Origin of the sequence: Bradyrhizobium genosp. P (genome assembly GCF_049949265.1) — a bacterium.
GTDB lineage: Bacteria > Pseudomonadota > Alphaproteobacteria > Rhizobiales > Xanthobacteraceae > Bradyrhizobium.
In genome coordinates this window covers 6,056,675-6,081,172 of record NZ_CP188195.1, presented here as the reverse complement: position 1 = coordinate 6,081,172, position 24,498 = coordinate 6,056,675, and the positions used below count along the sequence as shown (strand labels likewise).

At 63.8% G+C, this 24,498-nt stretch carries 20 protein-coding genes; 12 read left to right on the top strand and 8 right to left on the bottom strand.

Annotated features, from left to right (window positions below; all coding sequences use genetic code 11):
* The first annotated feature begins 222 nt into the window (after positions 1-222).
* The 5 genes from ACP2YO_RS29485 to ACP2YO_RS29465 all read left to right on the top strand — a co-directional run bounded on the left by ACP2YO_RS29485 (position 223) and on the right by ACP2YO_RS29465 (position 5,550).
* Complete coding sequence (locus ACP2YO_RS29485; protein ID WP_426434651.1) at positions 223-1,023, top strand: aspartate/glutamate racemase family protein; 801 nt, start codon at positions 223-225, stop codon at positions 1,021-1,023.
* A 110-nt stretch (positions 1,024-1,133) separates the two neighbouring features.
* Positions 1,134-2,312: a thiolase family protein gene (locus ACP2YO_RS29480; protein WP_426434650.1), complete on the top strand. Its 1,179-nt coding sequence runs from the start codon at positions 1,134-1,136 to the stop codon at positions 2,310-2,312.
* Positions 2,309-3,550 (top strand): SDR family NAD(P)-dependent oxidoreductase, encoded by a 1,242-nt coding sequence (locus tag ACP2YO_RS29475; RefSeq protein ID WP_426434649.1) that lies wholly within the window; start codon positions 2,309-2,311, stop codon positions 3,548-3,550. The genes ACP2YO_RS29480 and ACP2YO_RS29475 overlap by 4 nt, the downstream gene beginning before the upstream one ends.
* A 25-nt stretch (positions 3,551-3,575) precedes the next feature.
* Positions 3,576-4,364, top strand: coding sequence for a cyclase family protein (locus ACP2YO_RS29470; RefSeq protein ID WP_426434648.1), 789 nt, complete (start codon positions 3,576-3,578; stop codon positions 4,362-4,364).
* Between the two features lie 28 nt (positions 4,365-4,392).
* On the top strand, positions 4,393-5,550 hold the full coding sequence (locus tag ACP2YO_RS29465; RefSeq protein WP_426434647.1) for an ABC transporter substrate-binding protein: 1,158 nt from the start codon (positions 4,393-4,395) through the stop codon (positions 5,548-5,550).
* A gap of 20 nt (positions 5,551-5,570) precedes the next feature.
* Here the strand turns inward: ACP2YO_RS29465 and ACP2YO_RS29460 are convergent, their stop codons facing one another.
* On the bottom strand, positions 5,571-7,193 hold the full coding sequence (locus tag ACP2YO_RS29460) for an AMP-binding protein (protein ID WP_426434646.1): 1,623 nt from the start codon (positions 7,191-7,193) through the stop codon (positions 5,571-5,573).
* 169 nt (positions 7,194-7,362) lie between these two features.
* Here ACP2YO_RS29460 and ACP2YO_RS29455 point away from each other — a divergent pair, with 169 nt between their 5' ends.
* Complete coding sequence (locus tag ACP2YO_RS29455; RefSeq protein WP_426434645.1) at positions 7,363-9,006, top strand: ATP-dependent acyl-CoA ligase; 1,644 nt, start codon at positions 7,363-7,365, stop codon at positions 9,004-9,006.
* 96 nt (positions 9,007-9,102) lie between these two features.
* Here ACP2YO_RS29455 and ACP2YO_RS29450 read toward each other — a convergent pair whose 3' ends face one another.
* From ACP2YO_RS29450 to ACP2YO_RS29425, 6 genes are all read right to left on the bottom strand, one after another.
* Positions 9,103-10,614 (bottom strand): helicase HerA domain-containing protein, encoded by a 1,512-nt coding sequence (locus tag ACP2YO_RS29450; protein ID WP_426434644.1) that lies wholly within the window; start codon positions 10,612-10,614, stop codon positions 9,103-9,105.
* A gap of 110 nt (positions 10,615-10,724) precedes the next feature.
* Positions 10,725-11,510: an ABC transporter ATP-binding protein gene (locus ACP2YO_RS29445; RefSeq protein WP_426434643.1), complete on the bottom strand. Its 786-nt coding sequence runs from the start codon at positions 11,508-11,510 to the stop codon at positions 10,725-10,727.
* Positions 11,507-12,280: an ABC transporter permease gene (locus tag ACP2YO_RS29440; RefSeq protein WP_426434642.1), complete on the bottom strand. Its 774-nt coding sequence runs from the start codon at positions 12,278-12,280 to the stop codon at positions 11,507-11,509. The genes ACP2YO_RS29445 and ACP2YO_RS29440 overlap by 4 nt, the downstream gene beginning before the upstream one ends.
* An 88-nt stretch (positions 12,281-12,368) precedes the next feature.
* On the bottom strand, positions 12,369-13,313 hold the full coding sequence (locus ACP2YO_RS29435) for an ABC transporter substrate-binding protein (protein ID WP_426434641.1): 945 nt from the start codon (positions 13,311-13,313) through the stop codon (positions 12,369-12,371).
* Between the two features lie 135 nt (positions 13,314-13,448).
* A complete protein-coding gene (gene hutC, locus ACP2YO_RS29430; RefSeq protein ID WP_426434640.1) occupies positions 13,449-14,192 on the bottom strand; it encodes a histidine utilization repressor in 744 nt (247 codons plus the stop codon).
* Complete coding sequence (locus tag ACP2YO_RS29425) at positions 14,189-15,547, bottom strand: formimidoylglutamate deiminase (protein ID WP_426434639.1); 1,359 nt, start codon at positions 15,545-15,547, stop codon at positions 14,189-14,191. Before ACP2YO_RS29425 ends, hutC begins: the two co-directional genes overlap by 4 nt.
* An 83-nt stretch (positions 15,548-15,630) precedes the next feature.
* Between ACP2YO_RS29425 and hutI the strand changes: the two genes are divergently transcribed.
* From hutI to ACP2YO_RS29400, 5 genes are all read left to right on the top strand, one after another.
* Positions 15,631-16,845, top strand: a complete 1,215-nt coding sequence (hutI, locus tag ACP2YO_RS29420) for an imidazolonepropionase (protein WP_426434638.1) — start codon at positions 15,631-15,633, stop codon at positions 16,843-16,845.
* Positions 16,842-18,401, top strand: a complete 1,560-nt coding sequence (gene hutH, locus ACP2YO_RS29415; protein WP_426434637.1) for a histidine ammonia-lyase — start codon at positions 16,842-16,844, stop codon at positions 18,399-18,401. Before hutI ends, hutH begins: the two co-directional genes overlap by 4 nt.
* Before the next feature lie 11 nt (positions 18,402-18,412).
* The gene (gene hutU / locus ACP2YO_RS29410; protein WP_426434636.1) at positions 18,413-20,083 is read left to right on the top strand and encodes a urocanate hydratase; all 1,671 of its coding nucleotides are present in this window, start codon (positions 18,413-18,415) and stop codon (positions 20,081-20,083) included.
* A gap of 71 nt (positions 20,084-20,154) precedes the next feature.
* On the top strand, positions 20,155-21,438 hold the full coding sequence (locus tag ACP2YO_RS29405) for a cystathionine gamma-synthase family protein (protein ID WP_426434635.1): 1,284 nt from the start codon (positions 20,155-20,157) through the stop codon (positions 21,436-21,438).
* A 208-nt stretch (positions 21,439-21,646) separates the two neighbouring features.
* Positions 21,647-22,579 carry an N-carbamoyl-D-amino-acid hydrolase gene (locus ACP2YO_RS29400; RefSeq protein WP_426434634.1) on the top strand — a complete coding sequence of 311 codons (933 nt, stop codon included), beginning with the start codon at positions 21,647-21,649 and terminating at the stop codon, positions 22,577-22,579.
* A 29-nt stretch (positions 22,580-22,608) separates the two neighbouring features.
* Here the strand turns inward: ACP2YO_RS29400 and ACP2YO_RS29395 are convergent, their stop codons facing one another.
* Positions 22,609-23,508 carry a GntR family transcriptional regulator gene (locus ACP2YO_RS29395; protein ID WP_426434633.1) on the bottom strand — a complete coding sequence of 300 codons (900 nt, stop codon included), beginning with the start codon at positions 23,506-23,508 and terminating at the stop codon, positions 22,609-22,611.
* 108 nt (positions 23,509-23,616) lie between these two features.
* Here ACP2YO_RS29395 and ACP2YO_RS29390 point away from each other — a divergent pair, with 108 nt between their 5' ends.
* Positions 23,617-24,489: a dihydrodipicolinate synthase family protein gene (locus ACP2YO_RS29390; protein WP_426443343.1), complete on the top strand. Its 873-nt coding sequence runs from the start codon at positions 23,617-23,619 to the stop codon at positions 24,487-24,489.
* Positions 24,490-24,498: the final 9 nt, after the last annotated feature.

Below are 24,498 nucleotides of genomic sequence, written 5' to 3'. Positions count from 1 at the left end.
CCAACTGCCCGCGGTTTCGACAAATCGCCCCTGTGGTGCGCGGCGTGTGTCGTCGAGCCGTTCGATTGACGCCAAAATTATTTTGTGGTTGAAATAATTTGGTCGATGGGACGGTGTATGGCTGCGGCACGCGTTCACAACGGCAGCCTAGTGTGTCGCCAGCCGTCATAGACTTCGGCGGCTCGGGGATCGGCACAGTCGCCTGTGAACAGGATATCCGCTGTGCGCATCTTCTGGCAGAGCTTCGTCGACCAGGCCACGAGCGCGCCCTACATGGCGCGGCTTGCGACCTATCTGAACGAGATCGCCGCGCCCGGCACCACCGTCCATGTAGAGGGTATCACGCCCGCGGATCGCGATTTCGGCCGCTTGAGCGAATTTCGTTGTGCGATCCAGGCGGTTGACAATGGGCTCGCTGCGCAGGAGCGCGGCTTCGACGCTTATGTCATGGGCCACTTCCAGGATCCCGGATTGTACGAACTGCGTTCGGCGCTGACGATACCCGTGGTCGGTGCTGGTGAGGCGACGCTGCTCGCGGCGTCGCAGCTTGGACGCCGCCTTGGCCTTGTCACGCTCGATTCAGCTTTCGAGGTCTGGCACTACGAGCAGGCTGATCGCTATGGTCTGTGCGGCCGTGTGGCGCATGTCACCGGCATGGGCTGCCGGCCCGAGGATTTCAGCGCGGCGTTTGCCGGCGATGCGGCCGCGAAAGCGCGCATGCTGAGCGACTTTGCGGCCTGCGCACAGCCGCTGGTCGATCGCGGCGTCGACGTCATCATTCCGGCCGGCGTGCTGCCCGCTCTCCTGATTGCGAGCGAACATGGCTTCAGGATTGGTTATGCGCCGGTGGTCAACTGCGCGGCGGTCGCACTGAAGAGCGCCGAGATGTGGGTGCAGTTACAGCGTCTCAACGGCACCGAGCCGAGCCGCGGGCCGAGCTTCGCGCTCGCCAATGAGCGCGCACGCAAGGATTTTCGCGCGGTCGTGGCGCGTGCCCAAGCCACCGAATCCAGGCAACGCTAGGGCCCTGCATGCTGCAGTCTAACGAGATAAAGTATTCGAATGCGGCGCGCGGCAACATCGACCTCGAATTGACCGTGCTCTGAGCCTCACGACAGGAATCCGGCAGTCCAATGCAGAACTCCATCCGCACACCTTACGACCGGGTCGTGATGGCGGTTCCGGTGACGATCCCCTATGTGCGCTACTCGATCGAGAGCGCGCAATGGTGGATCGGCCGGGCCTTGAAATCGCTGGTCGATGGTGCCGGGATCACACCGCGCGACATCGACGGGTTCTGTGTGTCAAGCTTCACGGCGGGGCTCGACAGCGGGATCAGCCTGACCCAGCATTTCGGCCTGTGCGTGCGATGGATCGATACCATTCCGCTTGGCGGTGCCAGCGCGATTGCCGCGCTGCGGCGTGCCGCGCGGGCCGTGCAGGCGGGCGATGCCCGCGTCGTCGCCTGCGTCGCCGGAGACACCAACCATGTCGATTCGTTCCGCTTCACGCTCGAGAACTTCTCGCGCTTCAACCAGGACGCGGTTTATCCCTATGGTGCCGGCGGCGCCAATGCGAGCTTCGCGCTGATCGCGCGCAATTACATGCGCACGTTCGGAGCCCGGCGTGAGGATTTCGGCAAGATCGCCGTCGCGCAGCGCTCGAACGCGCTTCGCAATCCGCATGCCCTGATGAAGACGCCGCTGACCATCGAACACTACATGGCGGCACGGCCGATTGCTGATCCGATCCATTTGTTCGATTGCGTGATGCCTTGTGCCGGCGCGGAGGCGTTCCTCGTGATGAGGGAAGATGACGCCATGTCGCTGAAATTGCCTGCGGCCAAGATTCTCGCCACGATCGAGCGCCACAACGCGTTCGGCGATGACCCTGTTCAGGTGCGTGGTGGCTGGGCGATGGATGTCGACGAACTCTACGCAATGGCGGGGGTCAAGCCTGATGATCTGGATTTCGTTGAGACCTATGATGATTACCCCGTGATCTCGATGATGCAGTTCGAGGATCTCGGTTTCTGCCGTAAGGGCGAGGGACCGGATTTCGTTCGACAGCATGATTTTACGATCGACGGAACTTTCCCGCACAACACCTCCGGTGGCCAATTGTCAGTCGGACAGGCCGGCGCCGGCGGCGCCTATCTCGGGGTGGTCGAAGCGATGCGCCAGGTGCTTGGACTTGCTGGTCCGACCCAGGTCACGGATGCGCGCATCGGATTGGCGTCGGGCTTCGGAATGATCAATTATGATCGCGGCCTCGCCTCGGGCGCGGCGATCCTTGCGGGACCGGGCACATGATCGAACCGATCGTAAGACCGCGCCGCAAGAATCCCCTGTTGCGGACGCGGCGGCCGACGTCGCCACCGCGCGCCCGCAGCCGTGCGTCGCATGGCTTTACGCGCGCCGCCGCCGAGGGGCGCTTCCTGCTGCAGCGCTGCGGAGCCTGCAACACGTTCTGTTATCCGGCACGCGATGCGTGCCCTGCGTGCCTGTCCGCCGACCTCGCCTTTGCCGATGCGCCGCGCCGCGGCACGTTGTTGAGCGAAACCACCTTGCATGTCCCTGCCGACGTGCATTTCCGGGAGCGTGCGCCATGGCGCGTGGGCTTGGTCGCGATGGAATGTGGGCCGAAGCTGGTGGCGCATCTGCACGCCGACTGCGAAGAGGGTCGGCCGGTCACGATGTCGTTTCAACTGGACAAGAGCGGGCAGGCCGTAGCCTTTGCGCACCCCGAACGTGAGACCCCCAACATGACGGACGACAGGCAGTGGCGTGAGATGACCGCCGATCCGAAGTTCCGGCGCGTCCTGGTGACCAATGGGCGCAGCATCGTCGGTCAGGAAGTTGTGGCCACGTTGAAGGCTGCCGGCGCGTCGATCGTTTTTGTCGGCGTCGCCGAACCGTGGAAGCCGTTCCGCGGCGAGGATGCGCTGCGCAGGCTTGATGGCGTCGAGATCGTGCCGCTCGACATCGGCGACGAGAAATCGGTTGCCGATCTGGCGGCCGATATCGGCGGCAAGGTCGATATCCTCATCAACACCGCGGAGCATGTTCGTGCCGGCGGACTGCTCGACCGCCAGGGCACCAGCGTCGTGCGTGACGAGATCGATCAGAGCTATCTTGGCTTCGTACACCTGGCGCAGGCATTCGGGCCGGCGATGCGGATGCGGGGTTCGGATGGCGTCAACAGTGCCGCCGCATGGGTCAATATCCTGTCGGTGTATGCGCTGGCGAACTGGCCAGTGTTCGGTGCGTATTCCGCGTCACAGGCGGCGTCTCTGTCGTTGTCGCACTGCCTGCGCGCGGAGTTGCGGCCGGGCGGCATCAAGGTGGTGAACGTCTTCACAGGTCCACTCGATATCGAGTGGTTTCAGACGGTGCCACCGCCGAAGGTCGCGCCCCGTATGGTCGCGACCTCGATCGTCTCGGCGCTCAAGCGCGGGCTTGAGGACGTGTTCGTCGGCGATGTCGCCGAGGACATTCGCCAGCGCCTTGCAGCCAACCCGAAGGCCGTCGAGCGCGAGCTGGGGTCGTAGGTCGGTTGAAAACAGGAGAAGCACAATGGACAGCAACCACCTCGTGCAGTTTGCCGACGCCGTTGCATCGGGAGCGGTGCGCGTTGTCGATTTGACCTTCACGCTCAGCCCGGATTTCCCGGTCATCGTGCTGCCGCCCGAGTTCGGCCAGGCCGCACCGGTGCGCATCCAGCGGATATCGCAATACGATGCGGCTGGTCCCGCCTGGTACTGGAACAATTTGACCTTCGGCGAGCACACCGGGACGCATTTCGACGCCCCGATCCACTGGTTCACCGGCAAGGATCTGCCGAACAATTCGGTCGACACGCTGCCGGTCCGCGACATGATCGCGCCCGCCTGCGTCATCGATTGTTCGGCACAGGTCGCGCAAGACCCGGATTTCCTGCTCTCGATTCCGGTTGTCGAGGCATGGGAAAGCCGTCACGGACGGATTCCGCAACGCCATTGGGTGCTGCTGCGCACCGACTGGTCGAAGAAGGGTTGGCGCGACTACGCCAATCTGAAGGACGACGGCGCACACACGCCCGGGCCAGATGCCGCTGTGATGCGTTGGCTGGTCGAGGAGCGCGGCATCATCGGCTTCGGCAACGAAACGATCGGGACCGACGCCGGCCAGGCCGGTCATCTCGATCCACCCTATCCGGCGCACCATTTCCTGCACGGCGGCGGGCGTTACGGTCTGCAGTGCCTGTGCAATCTCGATCAGCTTCCTGCGACCGGGGCGGTGATTGTTGCCGCGCCGCTGAAGATTCAGAACGGCTCCGGCAGTCCGCTGCGCGTGCTTGCGCTGGTGTCTGCGGGCCAGGGTTGAGCCATTCCGGTCCATATCGAGTGACAAAATGAACAAGAAGAAAACGTTCCAGATCGGCGCCGCGCTACTGCTCGGCGTCATGGCGCCGGCCCACGCTGAAATCCTGGTCGGGTTCGTCACCGGCCTGAGTGGGCCGGTGTCGTCGATCGGCGTGCCGAATGCCAAGGGGTTAGCGGCGGGACAGGCTTACATCGGCGAGGTCGACGGGGAGAAAGTTCGCGTGATCCAACTCGATGACGGCTCGGATCCGGCCGCGTCGACGCGCAACGCGCGCAAGCTGGTCGAACAGGAAAAGGTCGACTTCCTGATCGGAACGTCGGGCGCGCCGCAGACACTGGCGATGGCGACTGCCGCGATTGAAATGAAGGTGCCGATGGTGGCGATCTCACCCATTGCGCCAGTACCGGCCGGCGAGGGCGGCCCATGGGTGGTGCAGACGCCGCAGCCGACGTCGCTTCTCGTCCAGGGCATCGTCGATCACATGAAGGGCCGCGGTGTGAAGACCGTGGCGTTTATCGGCTTTTCCGACGCCTTCGGGGACTTGATGTACAATTCGTTGCTGCAAAGCGCCGAGAAGGCCGGGATCAAGGTGGTCGCGAACGAGCGTTACGCGCGTTCGGACAACTCGGTCACAGCGCAGGTGCTGCGTGCGCTGTCCGCGCGCCCGGATGCAATCATGCTGGGCGGTACCGGGACGCCTGGCGCGTTGCCCGTGATCGCGCTGTCCGAGCGTGGCTATAGAGGGCCACTCTACGGCAACCACGGCATGATCAGCGCCGACTTCCTGCGATTGGCGGGCAAAGCGGCGGAGGGCATCATTTGCCCGACCGGACCGGTCACCGCAGCCGAGCAACTTCCCGAGAGCAATCCGATCCGCAAGGTCGCGCTGGCGTTCCGCGCCGCCTACGAGAAGGTCAATGGCGAGCCGCCGTCGGATGCGTTTTCGCCGTATGCCTTCGACGGTTGGCTGGTGTTCATGGATGCCGCCAAACGTGCCAAGGCGACAGGTGCGGTGCCGGGTACGCCGGCGTTCCGCAATGCACTGCGCGAGGCGCTGTTCACGACCAAGGATATGGTCGGCACGCACGGCATCTACACCTACACGCCGGCCGACCGCTACGGGGTCGACGAGCGCGCACGGATCCTGGTCCAGATCGAAAACGGAAAGTACAAGCTGCTGCCGTAGTGCAGCAGCCACCCCGCGGCTCAGGCGTGACGCAGCTTCGCCTTGAGCGCGCGCAAGTCGATCGCATGGTTGGCGCTGACGGCCGCGGCCGCGAGCGACTTGATCTCGCCGCGGGCGAGTTTGCGCGTCGACGACAGCGGCAACTCGTCGACGATGGCGACATAGCCGGGCACCTTGTGATAGGCGAGGCGCTCGGCGCAGGTCTTGACGATCGAGGTCGCCAGCGCGGCCGCGTCGTCGACCTCAGTGTTCGGCACGATGAACGCGAAAACCTCTTCGCCGCGGATGTCGTCAGGAACGGGTGTCACCGCGCAGCTGCCGATACGCGTGTCCATGTAAAGCGCGCTTTCGACCTCGAGCACGCCGATATTCTCGCCGCTGCGCCGCACGATAGTCTTCTTGCGATCGAAGAAATACATCAGCCCGTCGTCGTCGGCGAAAACGAGGTCCCCGGTGTGAAACCAGCCGCCCTGCCAGGCTGCTTCGGTGGCTTCCTCGTCCTTCAGGTAGCCGCTGAAGAATCCGGCCCTGACATCGTCGCCCTTGGACCGGACCAGCAATTCGCCGGGTTTCCCAAGTGCGACATCGGCGCCCTGATCATCAACGAGGCGATAGTCCATGCCTTTGGATGGCCGGCCGACGCAGCGGGCGCCAAAGCCTGCGGGCTCGCGCGCGGTGGTCGTGGCCGCCGCGCCCCCGGTCTCGGTCATCGCCCAGGCTTCGACGATCGGAATGCGGTAACGCTCCTCGAAGGTAGCACGGTGGCGAACATCGACGCCGGGCGCAAAGGCGAAGCGCACGCGGTGCTGCCTTTCGACCTCGGTCACCGGCAGTTGCAGCAGGATGGCCGGGATCACGCCGAGACAATGCACGACAGTTGCGCCGCTGTCGGCGACGCACTGCCACCAGCGGTTGGCATGAAAACGGTCGAGCGGCACCACGGCGCCACCGAGCACCATCATCCCGACTGCGCTGCAGCCGAGTGCGTTCATATGGAACATCGGCAATGGCGTCAGATTGATCTCGCGGTCCGTCTGCAACTCGGCCACACCGCCCTGCGCGAGATACCAATCGGCAACCCCGAGAAAGTAGCGGTTCGAGAGCATGCACCCCTTTGGCTTGCCGGTGCTGCCCGAGGTGAACAGCAATGCGCATTCGCCGTTGAACTCGGGATCCTGGGCAGTCACATCAGTCCGGCAGGATGGAATGCGGCTGTCGGTGTCGATCAGGCGGGCGCGCCCGAGTGCTGCATCCTTGGTCACGTGCATGCGATCCGTCGTTGCCACCAGCAGGTCGGCCTGTGACAGCTCGAGCTGGAAGGACAACTCATCGGGGCGGACGTCGGAGTTGATCGGGACGATCGAAACCCCGAGCGCGTTGAGCGCGAGCCAATGCAGGAAGAAGACCGGGCGATTTTCCAGCAGCAAGGCGACGCGCGCACCGCGTCCATAGCCGGCGGCAGCGTATTCCGCGCGCAGTCGATCGACTTCCGTCTTGAACGGACCGTATGCGATCGAAAATCCGTTGGGCGCGTAAGCCAGTTCCGCGCTTGGAGGCGCCAGCAGGAACGGCGCGTCCGGCCGTCTGGCGGCGCTGGCCGCGAAGGCGTCGGATGGCGATCGATAGGGAATGTCAGAACTCATCGCAGACATAGCTCCTGTTGATGCCTCCGGCTCACCGCGACGGACGGCGGCCGGAACCCGCACGCGGCGCTTGCTGTGGCGGCAGCTTTGGTGAATACTTTAAGCCTAAACTATCTCGCTGGCCAGTGGCGATCTCGGCGGATCGGAGCAGCAATCGGTGGAGGTGCACGTGCAGGCAGGTGACAGCAGCGCGGCCGGGCAACGGCCGGGCCGGTCGATCTGGCCGCAGGCAGCAGAACGCTTTCCGCCGGCGGACCGTATCCTCTCGACCATTCTGACGCGGCAGGCCGCGCAATACGGCGAACGTGCGCTCTTTGTCTTCGGCGAAACCCAATGGAGCTACGCCGAGACGGCCGGGATTGCCGCCGCGTCAGCCGCGCGTTTGATGCGGGCCGGACTTCGCGCCGGCGACCGTGTCGTGCTGATGTGCTCGAACCGGCCTGAATTCCTCGAAGTCTATCTCGGTTGCGCCTGGATGGGGGCCGTCTGCGTGCCGATCAACACGGCACTGCGCGGCATCCAGTTGAGTCACATCCTGCGCAACTCCGCGCCGAAACTGCTGGTGATCGAGGCGGGCCTTGTGCCGGCGATCGAAACGCTCGGGAGCGATGTTGCGCCGCCGGATCTTGTATGGACGATTGGGGAGGGCGACAAGCCGCTGATCGGGCCGGCATCGATTTCGCGGCTGCCCGCGCTCGGCGAGGCGGTTCTGCCCGCGCCGGTCAGGCCCGGCGACACGGTCGCGATCCTCTATACGTCAGGTACGACAGGTCCATCCAAGGGCGTTTGCTGCCCGCAAGCGCAGATGTTTTGGTGGGGCGTCTATTCGGCGCGCGCGCTCGGCATCCTCGAGGGTGATGTCCTGTTCACGACGCTGCCGCTGTTCCACACCAACGCGCTGAACGCATTCTATCAGGCGCTGCTCAACGGCTGCACCTACGTGCTCGAGCCGAAATTCTCCGCTTCCGGCTTCTGGGCAGCGGCACGGCGGCAACAGGCGACGGTCGGCTACCTCCTGGGCGCCATGGCCGTGATGCTGCTGGCACAGCCACCGTCCACCGATGATGCCACGCACAGCCTCAGGGTTGCGCTCGGTGGCGGCGTTCCCGGCCAATTTCATGGTCCGTTTCTGGAGCGTTTCGGCGTGCCGCTGCTTGATGGCTACGGCTCGACCGAGACGAATTTCGCATTCGCAAGCCCGATCCCGTCCGATCGCCCCGGCACCATGGGCCATCTCGCCGAGGGCGTAGACGCATGCATCGTCGATCCCGATGATGCGGTCTTGCCTGATGGTGCGGCCGGCGAATTGCTGCTTCGCGCGCGCGAGCCGTTCGCGTTTGCGACGGGCTATTTCGGGATGCCCGACAAGACGGTCGAAGCCTGGCGAAATCTCTGGTTTCACACCGGCGACCGGGTCGTGCGCGATGCAGATGGCCACTACCGTTTCGTCGACCGGATGAAGGATTCGATCCGCCGCCGCGGCGAGAACGTTTCGTCCTGGGAGGTAGAGCAGGTCCTGCTTAAGCATCCGGCGATCGCCGCCTGCGCCGTCTATCCGCTGCCGTCAGAACTCGGCGAGGATGAAGTTGCCGCCGCCATTCAGCTCGAAGACGGCCATGCGCTCGATGCCGTCGACGTGGTCAGGTACTGCGAGGGGCAGATGGCGTACTTTGCGGTTCCCCGTTTTGTGCGGATTGTCGCCGAAATGCCGCTCACGGAGAACGGCAAGATTCGAAAGGTCGCGCTGCGCGAGGCCGGAGAGACTCCCGACACCTGGGATCGCGATGCTGCCGGATACAAACTGCGCCGCTGACCTGCGGGCGGCGAACTCCGGGCTTGGTTCCGAGAGGATGACAACTCTCTTGCGGCGGCGGATATGAGAGCGTTTCGGGCGCGCTTGATCGTCGCATCAGAGAGAAGGACTGCTAATGACTCCCTTCGTCAACAGTTCTTCCGCATCGGGGGCGCCCGGTGCCGTCGCCCAGGCCAGTTCGACGAGCGTCACGATGCGCCGACCCGCGCCATCAAGCTGGCAAACGATGAGCCCCTGTTCCTCGATATAGGTCAGCAGACGCCGCGCGCGCCGAAACGAATGCGTTCCATAGGCGCGGGCAATCGCGGCATCGCTTGGGCAGGGTTGGCTGTCCTTTGCAGCGCGGGCGATCATCATGAAGACACCCTGCATGTCCTCAGGCAGGATGGCGGCACGGACCGAGACGTCCTGCCACGCGTCGTCCTCCGCCATGTCGGTGCCGAGGCCGGCGCGGGCGCGCGTCAGCATGCGGCGGAAGTCGCCGAGATCAGGCACGGCCAAGCCGAGGCCCTCGATTCGGCAGCGGACCACGAACTCCTGGTAGAGAACGCCGATGGCACGGAATCCCGCGTCAGGTTCCGCCAGGATGGCACAGAGGATACGATCCAGCCGTTCACGCCGCTCTGCCAGTTCCTCGGCGCTGAATGGCTGCTCCTCCGTTTCGGGACCGGTCTCCATTGGCCCGGACTTCGCCGTCATGAGCTGGCTCAGCAGGTCAGGCGCCGGCCGGCGCTGAGGCCGGATATTCTCGGGTGGCGGAGCTGCCAGGACAATGGCGCGTGCGTCTTCCAGTGTCGTTCCCGGCAGCGGCATGAGTCGCGGGGTTGCGTTGCGTGGCTGGGTCTCGGTTGGACCGATGCGCAATCCGAGTGGACGGCGGGAGAGGGCAGGTCCCAGCGCCATGAATTGACCGCGTTCGAGGTCCCGAAAGGCCTCTGCCTGGCGCCGCTCCATCCCCAGAAGATCGGCGGCGCGCGCCATATCGATGTCCAGGAAGGTTCGGCCCATGAGGAAATTGGAAGCCTCCGCCGCGACGTTCTTGGCAAGCTTTGCCAGTCGTTGGGTCGCGATCACCCCTGCAAGCCCGCGCTTGCGGCCTCGGCACATCAGGTTTGTCATGGCTCCGAGCGAGAGCTTGCGCGCCTCGTCCGAAACCTCTCCGGCAACCGCCGGCGCGAACAGCTGCGCCTCATCCACGACCACCAGCACCGGGTACCAATGGTCACGGGCAACCTCGAAAAGCCCGCCAAGAAAGGCGGCCGCGCGCCGCATCTGGTTCTCGGCGTCTAGTCCCTCGAGATTAAGCACCGTGGAGACGCGATGGATGCGCGCCCGCTCGCCGGCGACCTGCAGACCGCGCTCGGTATGGTCCTCGGCATCGATCACGAGGTGGCCGAAACGTTCGGCCAGCGTGACGAAGTCACCTTCCGGGTCAACGATGGTCTGCTGCACCCATTGGGCACTCTGTTCCAGCAGCCTCCGCAGCAGATGGGATTTGCCGGAGCCCGAATTACCCTGCACGAGCAGGCGGGTGGCCAGCAGTTCCTCGAGGTCCAGAGTTGCTGAGCCGCCGGCCGTCGTATTCCCCAACTCAATCGCAACGGTCATGTCTCGACTCAAAATTCCTTGCCGGACGGGCTTATCAACGTGACTATAGCCAGTCGAGCGCCCCCATGCCTTGAGCCCGGTCTGACAACAGGAAATCTGCCGAGCGATTGTCAGGTTTCGCCAGCCACCTTCAAAGCCTCGGTGCGGATCTCTTCGACAAGCCGTTCCTTCAGGGCGACGAATTCCTGGCTCGTCTTGATCTTGTAGGACCGTGGATGCGGTAGATCGACGGCAATCTCCGTCTTGATGCGGCCCGGGCGTGCACTCATGACAATGACGCGACTCCCGAGAAAGATCGCTTCCTCGATGTCGTGGGTGACGAACAGCACGGTTTTCTGGTCGCGCTCCCAGATTCCGAGCAGCATCTCCTGCATCAGTGCGCGGGTCTGATTGTCGAGCGCACCGAACGGCTCGTCGAGCAGCAGGATTTTGGGATCATTGGCCAGGGCGCGCGCAATCGCGGTGCGCTGCTGCATGCCACCGGAAAGCTGTTTTGGCCAGTGGTTCTCGAAGCCGGACAATCCGACCTGATGGATGAACCGGTCTGCGACCTTGCTGCGTTCGGCTTGCGAAACTCCGCGCTCGCGCAGGCCGAAGGCGATATTCTCGCGCACGGTCAGCCAGGGAAACAGCGTGTAGGATTGAAACACCATTCCGCGATCCGCACCGGGACCGGTCACCTCGCGGCCGTCGAGTACGACACTTCCGGTGGTCGGCCGGTCGAGGCCGGCGACGATGCGGAGCAGGGTAGATTTTCCGCAGCCAGAGGGTCCAAGGATGGTGACGAAGTCATTGTCGCGGACGTTGAGATCGGTCGGTTCCAGCGCGCGCGTCGGTGCATGGCCTGCGCGCGCCGGAAAGGTGCGAGACACCTGCTCGATCCTAAGCGCCGTCATGCGAGTTTCCACGGAAACAGCCAGGCGTTGAAAGCCTTGAAGAGGAAGTCCGAGGCGAGCCCAATAAGGCCGATGACGATGATGCCGAAGATGATCTGGCCGGTGTTGAGCAGGGCCTGACTGTCGGTGATCATGTGACCGATGCCGGACGATGATCCGATGAGTTCGGCCACGATGACGTAGGTCCAGGCCCAGCCCAGAACCAGCCGAAGAATCTCCGCGATGTCAGGGGCTGTGGAGGGCAGCAACACACGGCGGATGACACCGCGATCGCCGGCGCCCAGCGTATAGGCTGCTTCGACCAGATCGCGCCGCGTGCCACCGACGGTCACGGCGACCATCAGGATGACCTGAAAGACCGAGCCGATGAAGATCACCAGCAGCTTCTGCAATTCGCCGATGCCCGCCCACAGGATCAACAGCGGAATGAAGGCGGAGGCGGGCAGATAGCGCGCAAAGGAGACGAACGGTTCGAGAAACGCCTCGACAGGCTTGTAGGCACCCATCAGCACGCCGAGCGGCACCGCGATAACAGCGGCGAGCGCAAAGCCGCCGACGACGCGCCAGACGGTCATGCCGATGTCGAACAGGAAGCCTTGGCGGGTCAGCAGTTCATAGCCTTCCTGCACCATGGTCAGCGGATTGGCGAGGAACGTCTTTGAGACATGGCCGCCGAAGGTTGCCCAGGCCCAGAGGGCAACGAACAGCACGAAGAACGCGAGGCCGTAAGCCACGCGTTGCCTCGATGTCACGGGATCCAGAGGCCGCATCGCAATATATCCGGGTGATGTTCGATCAGGCTCCGGTTCCGCTCCGCAAAGTGGCGGAAGTGGAACCGGAAGCGCACGTGGGATGGTGCTACTTGATGTAGCTTGCGTCGAAGAGGTCCTTGACGTCAGGCGCGGCCTTGATGATGCCGACCTCAAGCAGGAGGTCCGCAGCTTCTTTGTTGAAGGCAAGGAAATCGCCGGCGAAGAATTTCTGGTTCGCGGCCTTGTCCTGCCAGCGCAGATACTTCGCCGAGTTGCCGAACTGTTCGCCGGACTGCTTCACGTCGGCGCCCATGATCTCGTAGGCCTTGGTCTGATCCTTGGCGATCATGTCGACCGCTTCGAAATAGCTATCGGCCAGCGCCTGGGCGGCTTTCGGATTCTCGGTCAGGAACTTCGGCGTGCAGCCGAACGTATCCATGACGATCGGATAGTCCAGCGTGGTGGCGATGATCTTGCCCTTGTCCGGTGCGGCGCGCACGGTCGAGAGATAAGGCTCATAGGTCATTGCCGCATCATTCTGGCCGGCGACGAAAGCCTGCGCCGCGGCCGCCGGCTCCAAATTGACCACGGTGACATCCTTCACCGAGAGGCCGTTCTTCTTGAGCATCCAGGCCAGCGCGAAATAGGGTGAGGTGCCTGGCGCGGATGCGGCGACCGTCTTGCCCTTCAAATCCTTGATCGCGGCGACGTCGTTGCGCACTGCCATGCCGTCGGCGCCATAGCTCTTGTCGAGCTGGAAGATCTGCTTGGTCGCAACGCCATTGGCGTTCCAGGAGATCCAGGTCTCGACCGTCGTCGCCGCGCACTGGATGTCACCGGATGCAATGGCGAGATGCCGGTCCTTCTGCGGAATCTTCTTCAGTGTCACGTCGAGGCCGTTCTTTTTGAAGATGCCCGCCTCCTTGGCGAGTGTCAGTGGTGCAAAGCCGGTCCATCCGGAAATGCCGACGCCGACCTTGACGTCGTCAGCCAGCGCCGGTGCGGATACCACGAGAGCAATGATTGCCGTAATGACCTGAGAGCTACGCATGATGGTCTTCCTCTTGCCTACCCATTGAACCCCTGTCGATCTCCGCATCAGGCGCGGCGGACTGTCGCATAATCCGTATTGCGTGACCCATACTGCACCAAGTGCACTGCATGAATTGTGCCGCATCCGACCTTCTCAGCCCCCGTTGAAGCGGGCGACAAGACGGTGAGTGTCGCCGGGATAAATCAGTCGCACCGCGGTCAGCGTTCGTGCGCTGCGCCATGTGTAACGGTCGATCACGAGACAGGGCGCGCCGATGGCGATGCCCAGCGCAGCCGCCGTGCGATCGTCCGCAACAACGGCGCTGATCGTATGTTCGGCTTCTGTCCATGGGACATGATGAAGCAGCCATGACCCTGGTGGTTCAACCGCAAAGTCGGCGGTCGCCGCTTCCGGCACGGCCTCGAGATCGATGAGCCTGTCTTCGACCGCGAACGGCACGTCATCGGCGCTGTGCCGGCAGGTGATCACGACGACCTTGCCGGTCTTGCGCACGCCGAGGCGGGCACGATCGGCGGCGGTTGCGGCGCGGCGCACGCAATGAACAAGCTGATAGCCGTAGCTGCGGCCGAGTGCGGTGATCTCGGCGCGCATATCGGCGATCTTGAGCACGGCCGACAGATGCTGGGGGCGACGGACGAAGCTGCCGGCCCGCCGCCGCCGCTCGATCAGGTCGGCTTGCGCCAACTCCGACAGCGCCTTGTTCACCGTCATGCGCGAGCAGCCATAGCGCGCCATCAATTGATGCTCGAACGGAATGCGGTGACCCGGCGGCCATTCCCCGGTCAGGATGTGCGTCTCGATGTCGTGCCGGATCTGCTTGTAGAGCGTCAGCCTGTCCGCCGCCTCGACCTTGCCGCGATCGGTCGCGAGGCTCATGCCACCAGCCTCCGCACCGTCGCGTTGAAACGTTCGCGCGCTTTTGAGCGAAACCTGTGCCGTCCGCCCTCGACCACCTTGCTGCCGCCGGCCCAGACGCAATCGATCGCGCCGCCGCCTGCCGCAAAAATCCAACCGTCGATGACGGCATCACCCCGGCGTCCGGCCAGCGATGGATGGTCGAGGTCGAGCGTGACGATGTCGGCGCGCGCGCCCGGCTGCAGTCCTGCCTTCTGCTGCTCCAGTGCCCGGGTGCCGCCCGCGAGCGCGCCGTCGAACAACGCGCGGCCGGTTGATGCGCCGGGTGCCCCGGACAGCACATTGCGCTCGCGGTGCTTGAGCCGCTGGCCATATTCGAGCTGGCGCAGCTCGTCGGCGATGCCGACCAATACGTTGGAATCCGTGCCGATGCCGAACCGGCCGCCCGCGTCGAGGAATTCGCGGGCGGGGAAGATTCCGTCGCCGAGGCTCGCTTCCGTCACCGGGCAGAGGCCGGCGATGGACCCGGTACTGGCGAGCGTGGTGACTTCGGATGCCGTCGTGTGGGTCGCGTGAATGAGGCACCAGCGCTGATCGAGTGGCGCATGTTCGAGCAGCCACTCGACCGGCCGCCGGCCCGACCAGGCGAGACAGTCCTCGACCTCCCTGGTCTGTTCGGCGGCGTGGATGTGGATCGGATCTGCTCCGGCGAGCGGAATAATCGCCGCCAATTCATCCGGTGTCACCGCCCGCAGGCTGTGCGGCGCGATACCAATATTGGCTCCGGGCAATTCGCCAACCACCTTGCGCGAGGCTGCCACCAGTGCGGCAAACTGATCGACGGAACAGATGAAGCGGCGCTGGCCGGCGTGTGGTGCCACGCCACCAAAGCCGCCATGCGCGTAAAAACTTGGCAGCAGCGTGAGTCCGATACCGGCGGTCTCGGCGGCCTCCGCAATTCGCGCGGCCATCTCGGCAGGGTTGCCATAGGGCGAGCCATCGCGATCATGGTGGAGATAGTGAAATTCGCCGACGCGGGTAAAGCCCTGCTCGAGCATCTCGACATAGAGCAAGGTTGCGACATCGGCGACGTCATCCGGCGTCATTTCCAGTGCGAAGCGATACATCGTCTCGCGCCAGGTCCAGAACGTGTCGGTAGTGTCGCCGCGGAGTTCGGCAAGCCCGGCCATGCCGCGCTGAAACGCGTGACTGTGCAGGCTCGCCAGTCCGGGAACCGCGATCTGGTGGCGTTCGTCTCCGGCGTCCGGCGCAATGCCGGCCGTCATTTCCGCGATCGTGCCGTCGGTGACGACTACCCGCACGTTGTCGGTCCAGCCCGAGGGCAACAGCGCGAAAGCGAAATGCAGTCGTGTCATGTTTCCAGCCGGCTGGACAGAACGTCGACACGATTATATGTCTAGACATATCTGTCAAGCATCTCGAGTCGAGGGACGATCGCATGGCTGAGCGCTTCGACCGTATCTGGCACAATGCCCGGCTCGCCACGATGCAAACGGATCGTCCCGATCTCGGCGAGATCGAGCGCGGCCTGGTCGCTGCACGCGGTGGCCGCATCGTCTATGCCGGCGCGCAATCGGACTTTCCGGCGGATGCCGACGCGGCCGAACGGATCGATTGTGAGGGCCGCTGGATCACGCCTGGCCTCATCGATTGTCACACCCATCTCGTCTATGGCGGCAACCGCGCGCATGAATTCGAGCTGCGGCTCAGGGGCGCAAGCTACGAAGAGATTGCACGCGCCGGAGGTGGCATCGTCTCGACCGTTGCGGCAACGCGGAAGGCAACCGAGTCCGAGCTGGTCGCCGGCGCGCTACCGAGACTTGACGCGCTGATCGGCGAGGGCGTGACGACGATCGAGATCAAGTCCGGCTATGGCCTCAACACCGAGACCGAGATGCGACAGCTTTCGGCCGCGCGTCACCTCGGCAGCAAGCGGCCGGTCGCGATCCGCACATCGTTTCTCGGTGCGCATGCCCTGCCGCCCGAAGCTGATGGCGACAAGGACCGCTACATCGATCTTGTCTGCAAGGAGATGCTTCCGGCGGTCGCCCAGGCCGGGCTTGCCGACGCCGTGGACGCCTTCATGGAGGGCCTCGCGTTTTCCGGTGAGCAGACGGCGCGCGTATTTCAGGCCGCAAAAGCTTTGGGGCTGCCCGTCAAGCTGCACGCCGATCAGCTGTCGAATCTTGGGGGCGCGGCGCTTGCCGCAAGTTTCTCCGCGCTGTCCGCCGATCATTTGGAGCATAGCGATGAGGCCGGCGCGGCGGCGATGGCGAAGGCCGGAACGGTGGCCGTCCTGCTTCCGGGGGCCTTCTACTTCACTCGCGAAACGCAGAAGCCGCCGGTCGAACTGTTCCGCAAGCATGGCGTCAAGATGGCGTTGGCGACCGATTGCAATCCGGGCAGCTCGCCGCTGACGTCGCTGCTTCTCGTGATGAACATGGCGGCGACGCTGTTCCGGATGACCATTGCCGAATGCATCGCCGGCACCACGCGGGAAGGCGCACGCGCGCTCGGCCTGCTTGATGACGTCGGCACGCTCGAGGCCGGTAAATGGTGCGATCTCGCGATCTGGAACATCGATCGTCCCGCCGAGCTGGTCTACCGGATCGGCTTCAATCCGTTGCACAGCCGGGTGTGGAGGGGACGATGACGGAACGGGAACCCGCGCTTGTCGTTGCGCCGGGAACGGTCAGCCTCGATGATCTGGCGCGCGTGCTTGCGGGCGCATCTGTCGTGCTCGATCCCGCATTTTGGCCGCGCGTCGAGGCGGCCTCGCACATCGTCGCGAAGGCCGCGCGTGCCGACGTTCCCGCCTACGGCATCAACACCGGGTTCGGTAAGCTGGCCTCGACGCGCATTGCGGCCGACCAGACGGCGCTGCTTCAGCGCAATCTGATCGTGTCGCATTGCTGCGGAGTGGGTCCAGCGACGCCCGAGCCGATCGTTCGCCTGATGATGGCCCTGAAAATCATCTCGCTCGGGCGTGGCGCTTCGGGCGTGCGGCGGGAGATCATCGAGCAGTTGCAGACGATGCTGGCAGGCGGCGTCTGTCCGCTGGTGCCGCAGCAGGGCTCGGTCGGCGCCTCCGGCGATCTGGCGCCGCTTGCGCATATGACTGCCGTGATGATCGGCGAAGGCGAGGCGATCGTCGATGGTCGGACCGTGCCGGGCAGTGAAGCGCTGGCGGCCATTGGTCTCGCACCGTTGACACTCGGGCCGAAGGAAGGGCTCGCGCTGATCAATGGCACCCAGTTCTCGACCGCCTACGCCATTGCCGGCTTGCTGCGCGCCCACCGACTGACCTGCGCTGCGCTGGTGACGGGCGCCCTGTCGGTTGATGCGGCCATGGCGTCGACGGCGCCGTTCCGCCCCGAGATCCAGCAGTTGCGCGGGCATGCCGGACAGATCGCGGCCGGCGCGGCCCTCATGTGCTTGCTCGATGGCAGCGATATCAGACAGTCGCATCTCGAAGGCGATGAGCGTGTGCAGGATCCTTATTGCCTGCGCTGCCAGCCACAGGTTGCTGGCGCAGCGCTTGATGTGCTCGTGCAGGCCGCGCGGACGCTGACGATCGAAGCCAATGCCGTTACCGACAATCCGCTGGTCCTGGTTGAGACTGGTGAAATCGTCTCGGGCGGAAATTTCCACGCGGAGCCAGTCGCCTTCGCTGCGGACCAGATCGCGCTGATATTGTCGGAGATCGGCGCCATCAGCGAGCGGCGCATCGCGACCCTGGTCGATCCTGCATTGAATTTCGGGCTGCCGCCGTTTCTCACGCCGGAACCCGGCCTCAATTCCGGTTTCATGATCGCCGAAGTGACAGCGGCCGCGCTGTATGCCGAGAACAAGCAGCGCGCCGCGCCGTGCTCGATCGACTCGACGCCGACCAGCGCCAATCAGGAGGATCACGTCTCGATGGCGGCGCATGCCGCGAGACGGCTGTCGGATATGGCCGACAATCTTGCCGCCATTCTCGGCATCGAGCTGTTGGTCGCGGCGCAAGGCATTGACCTGCGTCTGCCGCACCTGACGAGCCCGGCGCTTGCTGCCGTCATTGCCGTGTTGCGCGAGCAGGTGGCGGCGCTCGGGCCCGACCGCTACATGGCCGACGACCTCGCGAAGGCAAAGGCGCTGGTCGAGGCCGGCATGCTGCCGAGCGTCGCCATGTCGGTGCTCGCGCAAAATCCGTTTCCATCGCTTGCCTGAAAGGTCGCCTCATGAATAGCCGGCTGGACAACGAACGCACGATCCGGGCTCCTCGCGGATCCGACATCAGCGCCAGGAGTTGGCTGACGGAGGCGCCGCTTCGAATGCTGATGAACAATCTCGATCCTGATGTTGCCGAGCGGCCCGGTGAGCTCGTCGTCTATGGCGGCATCGGCCGCGCCGCCCGCGATTGGGACAGTTTCGATCGGATCGTCGCGTCCCTGCGCAAGCTCGAGGGCGATCAGACGCTGCTCGTTCAATCCGGCAAGCCGGTCGGAATTTTCCGCACCCACGCCGACGCGCCGCGGGTCCTGATTGCGAACTCCAATCTCGTGCCGCACTGGGCGAGGCTCGATCACTTCAATGCGCTCGACAGAGCCGGCCTGATGATGTTCGGCCAGATGACGGCAGGCTCCTGGATTTACATCGGCAGTCAGGGCATCGTGCAGGGCACCTATGAGACCTTTGTCGAGGTCGGACGTCGTCATTACGGCGGCAGCCTTGCCGGCAGATGGATCCTGACGGCGGGCCTCGGCGGCATGGGCGGTGCGCAACCACTTGCCGCCACGATGGCCGGCGCGTCCATGCTCGCGGTCGAATGCCAACCGAGCCGAATCGAGATGCGGCTGCGCACCGGCTACCTCGACCGTCAGGCCGGCACGCTCGACGAGGCGCTTGCGGTCATGGCGGAGAGCGCTGAGAGCAAGAAACCGGTCTCGGTCGGTCTGCTCGGAAATGCGGCCGAGATTTTTCCGGAGCTGGTGCGCCGCGGCGTACGACCCGACATCGTGACTGACCAGACCAGCGCGCACGATCCCATCAACGGTTACCTGCCGAAAGGCTGGTCGCTTGCCGAGTGGGAGGCGAAACGCGAGGCCAACCCCAAGGCCGTTGAAGCCGCGGCCAAGACGTCGATGGTCCATCACGTCAAAGCGATGCTCGATTTCCACGCCCAAGGCATTCCCACCCTCGACTACGGCAACAACATTCGCCAGATGGCGAAGGATATGGGGCTGAACAACGCGTTCGACTTCCCTGGCTTCGTGCCCGCCTATATTCGTCCGTTGTTCTGCCGCGGTGTCGGACCATTCCGGTGGGCGGCGCTGTCGGGTGACCCTGAGGATATCTTTCGCACCGACGCCAAGGTCAAGGAGCTGATGCCGCATGACAAGCATCTGCACAACTGGCTCGACATGGCGAAAGCACGGATCAAGTTCCAGGGGCTGCCGGCGCGGATCTGCTGGGTCGGCCTCGGCGATCGCCACCGGCTGGGCCTGGCCTTCAACGAGATGGTGGCGCGCGGTGAGCTGAAGGCGCCGATCGTGATCGGCCGCGACCATTTGGACAGCGGCTCGGTTGCAAGTCCAAACCGCGAGACCGAAGCGATGCGCGATGGCTCGGACGCGGTGTCCGACTGGCCGCTGCTCAATGCGTTGCTCAATTGTGCGAGCGGGGCCACCTGGGTGTCATTGCATCACGGCGGCGGTGTCGGCATCGGTTACTCGCAGCATGCCGGCATGGTCATCGTCGCCGACGGAACTCCGGATGCAGCGCGCCGTCTCGAACGTGTCTTGTGGAATGATCCGGCGAGCGGTGTTATGCGTCATGCCGACGCCGGCTACGAAAGCGCGATTGAATCTGCCCGTACCAACGGGCTCGATCTGCCCAGTCTGCCAGTGTAGCACGCTGGAGAATTAATACTGCCACAGGTGCGTAGTAGGTTCGTCGTTTCCTCAAGACATCGAGGCAGGCCATGGTGAAACCATTTCCGTCGAAGACTCATATCGGAAATCACGTGCTGCATCCCGAGACGCAGATGCTGAACTATGGCTACGATCCGCAATTGTCGGAGGGAGCCGTCAAGCCACCGGTCTTCCTGACTTCGACCTTCGTCTTCAGGACCGCCGAAGATGGCAAGGATTTCTTCGATTTTGTCTCGGGTCGCCGCGAGCCGCCGGAAGGCATGGGCGCCGGTCTCGTCTATTCGCGATTCAATCATCCAAACAGCGAGATCGTCGAGGACAGGCTTTCGGTCTATGAGCGCGCGGAAAGCTGCGCGCTGTTCGCGTCGGGCATGGCGGCGATATCGACCACGATCCTCGCCTTCGTCCGGCCTGGCGACGTCATTCTGCACTCGCAACCGCTTTATGGCGGAACGGAAACGTTGCTGGTGAAAACACTTGCAGGGTTTTCGATCGGCGCCGTCGGCTTTGCCGACGGTCTTGATGAGTCCATCGTCCGGCAGGCGGCGGAAGAGGCGATGCGCAAGGGGCGGGTTGCGATGATCCTCATCGAGACCCCCGCCAATCCCACCAACGGCCTGGTCGACATCGCGATGATCCGCCGCATCGCCGACATGATCGGCAAGGCGCAGCGCCACACGCCGGTCGTCGCATGCGACAACACCTTGCTCGGACCGGTGTTTCAGCGCCCGATCGAGCACGGCGCGGATCTTTCGCTGTACTCGCTGACCAAATATGTCGGCGGCCATTCCGACCTGATTGCGGGCGCGGCGCTCGGCTCAAAGACCCTCATGAAGGACGTCAAGGCGCTGCGTAGTGCCATCGGCACTCAGCTTGATCCGCATTCCTGCTGGATGCTTGGCCGGTCGCTGGAAACACTGAGCTTGCGCATGGAAAAGGCCGACGCAAACGCCCGGCTCGTGGCGGACTACCTGCGCGACCATCCCAAGGTGGCAAAGGTCCATTACCTCGGTCACCACGAAGCAGAGTCTGTCGCCGGCCGCCTGTTCGCGAGGCAATGCAGCGGTGCGGGATCTACATTTTCGTTCGACATCGTCGGAGGTCAGGCGGCCGCAGAGAAATTTCTAAATGCCCTGCAGATATTCAAGCTGGCGGTGAGCCTGGGCGGCACCGAGTCGCTTGCCAGCCTGCCGGCAACCATGACCCATTCCGGCGTTCCTGCCGACATCCGTAAACGAATCGGCGTTCTCGACTCCACGATCCGACTATCGATCGGCATCGAGCATCCGTCTGATCTGATCGCTGACATCGTACAGGCTTTGAGCGGAGCATAGCCAAGTGTGCCGGTTATTGGCTGGCCTGAAATATCATAGGATAGGTGATTGCAATTCGCGGGTGGTTTTCCCTTAATGAGTGACGGAGCGCTGACGGAGCCGGGGCATGCGCCACTTGCGTAAGCAGTCCGCATAGATTCGAGGCACTGTCAGTGCGCTTGGTCGGGCGCGCAACGCAACACCAAGTAGGGCAATCAGGAAGTCATTCATGCGCATTATCAATGTAGCCGCCGCCCAGATGGGTCCGATCCAGAAGGCCGACAGCCGAGAAGCGGTCGTCACGCGCATGATCGCGCTGATGGATGAGGCCAAGGCCGGGGGCGCCGATCTCATCGTCTATCCGGAGCTGGCGCTCACCACGTTCTTTCCGCGCTGGTACATGACGGATCAATCCGAGGTCGACCGCTGGTTTGAGCGCGAGATGCCGAATGCGGCGACCAGGCCGCTGTTCGAGCGGGCTGCCAAATTCCAGATGGCGATGAACTTCGGCTACGCCGAGCTGACGCCGGACGGGCATCATTTCAATACCTGCATCCTGACCGACAAATCCGGCCGGATCGTCGGCAAGTACCGCAAGGTTCATCTGCCCGGTCATTCGGAATTCGATACCGAGCGCGCCTTCCAGCATCTGGAGAAACGCTACTTCGAGCCGGGTGATCTCGGTTTCGACGTCTGGCGAGCGCTTGGTGGTATCCTTGGCATGGCGATCTGCAACGATCGGCGCTGGCCGGAGACCTATCGCGTGATGGGCCTGCAGGGCGTCGAGATGGTGATGATCGGCTACAACACGCCCTCGGTGAACGCCGAGAAGAGTGAGGAGGGACCCGCGAAGCGGTTGTTCCACAACCGGCTCTCCGTGCAGGCTGGTGCCTACCAGAACTCGACATGGGTCGTATGTGTCGCCAAGGCGGGCGTCGAAGATGGTCACCCCCTGATCGGTGGCACTCTGATCGTCAATCCCGACGGCGAGATCGTCGTGGAAGCCAAAACCGAACAAGACGAACTGCTGGTTCATCGCTGCGATCTCGACGCCACCGCCTTCGGCAAGGACACGATCTTCAACTTCGCACAGCACCGCCGCATCGAGCATTACGGCCTGATCACCAGTCGTACCGGCGCACAGCCGCCTCCGGAACGCTGAATGTGCGGTGTCAGGCTGATGCCGGATCGTCAGCCGTCATTCTCTTGCGCAGATGGTGCCGCGGCCAAGGCGTGTTCAAGGTGCATGCGCATCTTGGCGGAGGCCTGGACCAAATCTCCTGCCGCTATCGCATCGATGATCGTGACGTGCTCGCGGCACCAGTCCTGGACCCGGCGGCTGTTGACGTAGCTGCCGAATTCCAGCAGCCGCCTCAACCGGTTCTGGTGCTGGATCGCCTGGACGAAGAAGGCGTTGCCGCAGAATTCGGCGCACATTTCGTGAAACGCCGCATCGGTCTCGAACAGTTGTGCGCCGCTGACCGTCGCAATGTCGGGATGCGAGATCAGATACAAATGCTGCAGCCGCATCCGCTCGATTGCCGCGAGACCCGGCCGGAATGTCGGCAGCAGGAAGCAGGCGGGCTCGAGCGTGAGACGAAATTGGTAGCTGGCCTTGAGCGAGACCAGCGAGTCGAGCGTTGGAAGGAAGGTCCATCCGTGACCCTTATTTTTTGCAATCAATCCATCCTCGGCGAGCCGCGACAGGGTACGCGTTAGCGCGGCCCGGTCGACGCCATAGCGGCGCGCGATTTCGCTTTGGGTCATGGAGTTTGGAGCGACGTCGTCCAGGCGGTCGCGGACCAGCCGCTGGTAGAGTCTCTCGTCGGCCGTCGATGGAACCTCGATCTCGATGCGATGCAACGAGTCGAACGGCGTTCGCACGAAGTATCCGCGGTTCTTTCGCGTCTCCACGATGCCGCGCTTCGCGAGCACCTCGAGCGCCGATCTGATCGGCGTGCGTGAAACGCCGATTAGATCGGCAAGCTGCTGCTCGCGCAGGTGATGGCCCGGCTCCAGCTTGGCGTCACGGATGACGTCGAGAAGCTGATTGGCCAGATGGAAACTGCTCTGACGAGCTGAAAGCGCCATGGCTTATTGGACGATTTGAGGGAGCGTTACGAGAGTACGGTCAGCTGCCAATAGTACAATCACCTGCTGGTGCAATTCTAGGCAAATAAACCTGCAAAAGTCTTAGGCATCGTCTGCCTTCCAATCGCTGATGGCGCGTTCGACTACCCGGGCCTGGCGCGGAATATCGAACGGGTCATCGGCCTCGGCTTCGACGGAATCCTGATCGGCGGCACCTACGGCGAGTTTCCGGCGATGTCGGGCGACGAGCGAGCCGATCTGTTCCGTCGTGTCACGGACATCGTCGGCGATCGCGTTCCGGTGATGCTGTGCAGCGCGGGCTCCGACGTCCGCGTCGTTCGCGAACTGACATCGCTCGCCGGCGATCTCGGCGGCCTGCCGATGGTGACCCCGCCTTTCGTCTCGGAGGTCACCGATGCACAGATTGTTGCGTTCTTTCGCGACATGGTGCCGTGTTCGCGGACCGGCGTGCTGGTCTACAACGCGCCGGGCATCGGCATCACCTTGTCGCCGTCGACGCTGGAGCAGCTCGCCGATATTCCCGGTGTCGTCGGCGTGAAGCAGGGCGACCTGTCGCCGACGGCGATCGATCAGATTGCCAACCGGATCGGCGGACGCATCCGTTTGTTCTGCGCGTCGGACCTCGCCTTCCTCGGTCCGATGATGTGCGGATTCGACGGCATCAGCTCGACCAACAGCTGCGCGTTGCCGGAACTGATTCTCGCGGCCTATCGGGCACTGGAAGTCGGCGACGCGGCGGCCGCGCGCGACCTGCACCGGCTTTGGTACCCGTTCCGCACGCTGGCACGGGAGTTCGGGCAGCCGCAGACCACCAAGGCCGCCATGAACCTGCGCGGCTTCGACGGGGGCTCGGTCCGCCCGCCGCTGCGGGATCTCAAGGCCAACAAGATCAAGCAGATTGCAGGGGTGCTGCAAGAGTTGGCCGCTGATCGGCGTTCCAGCGTCGCTCTCGCCGCCTGACGACAGGAT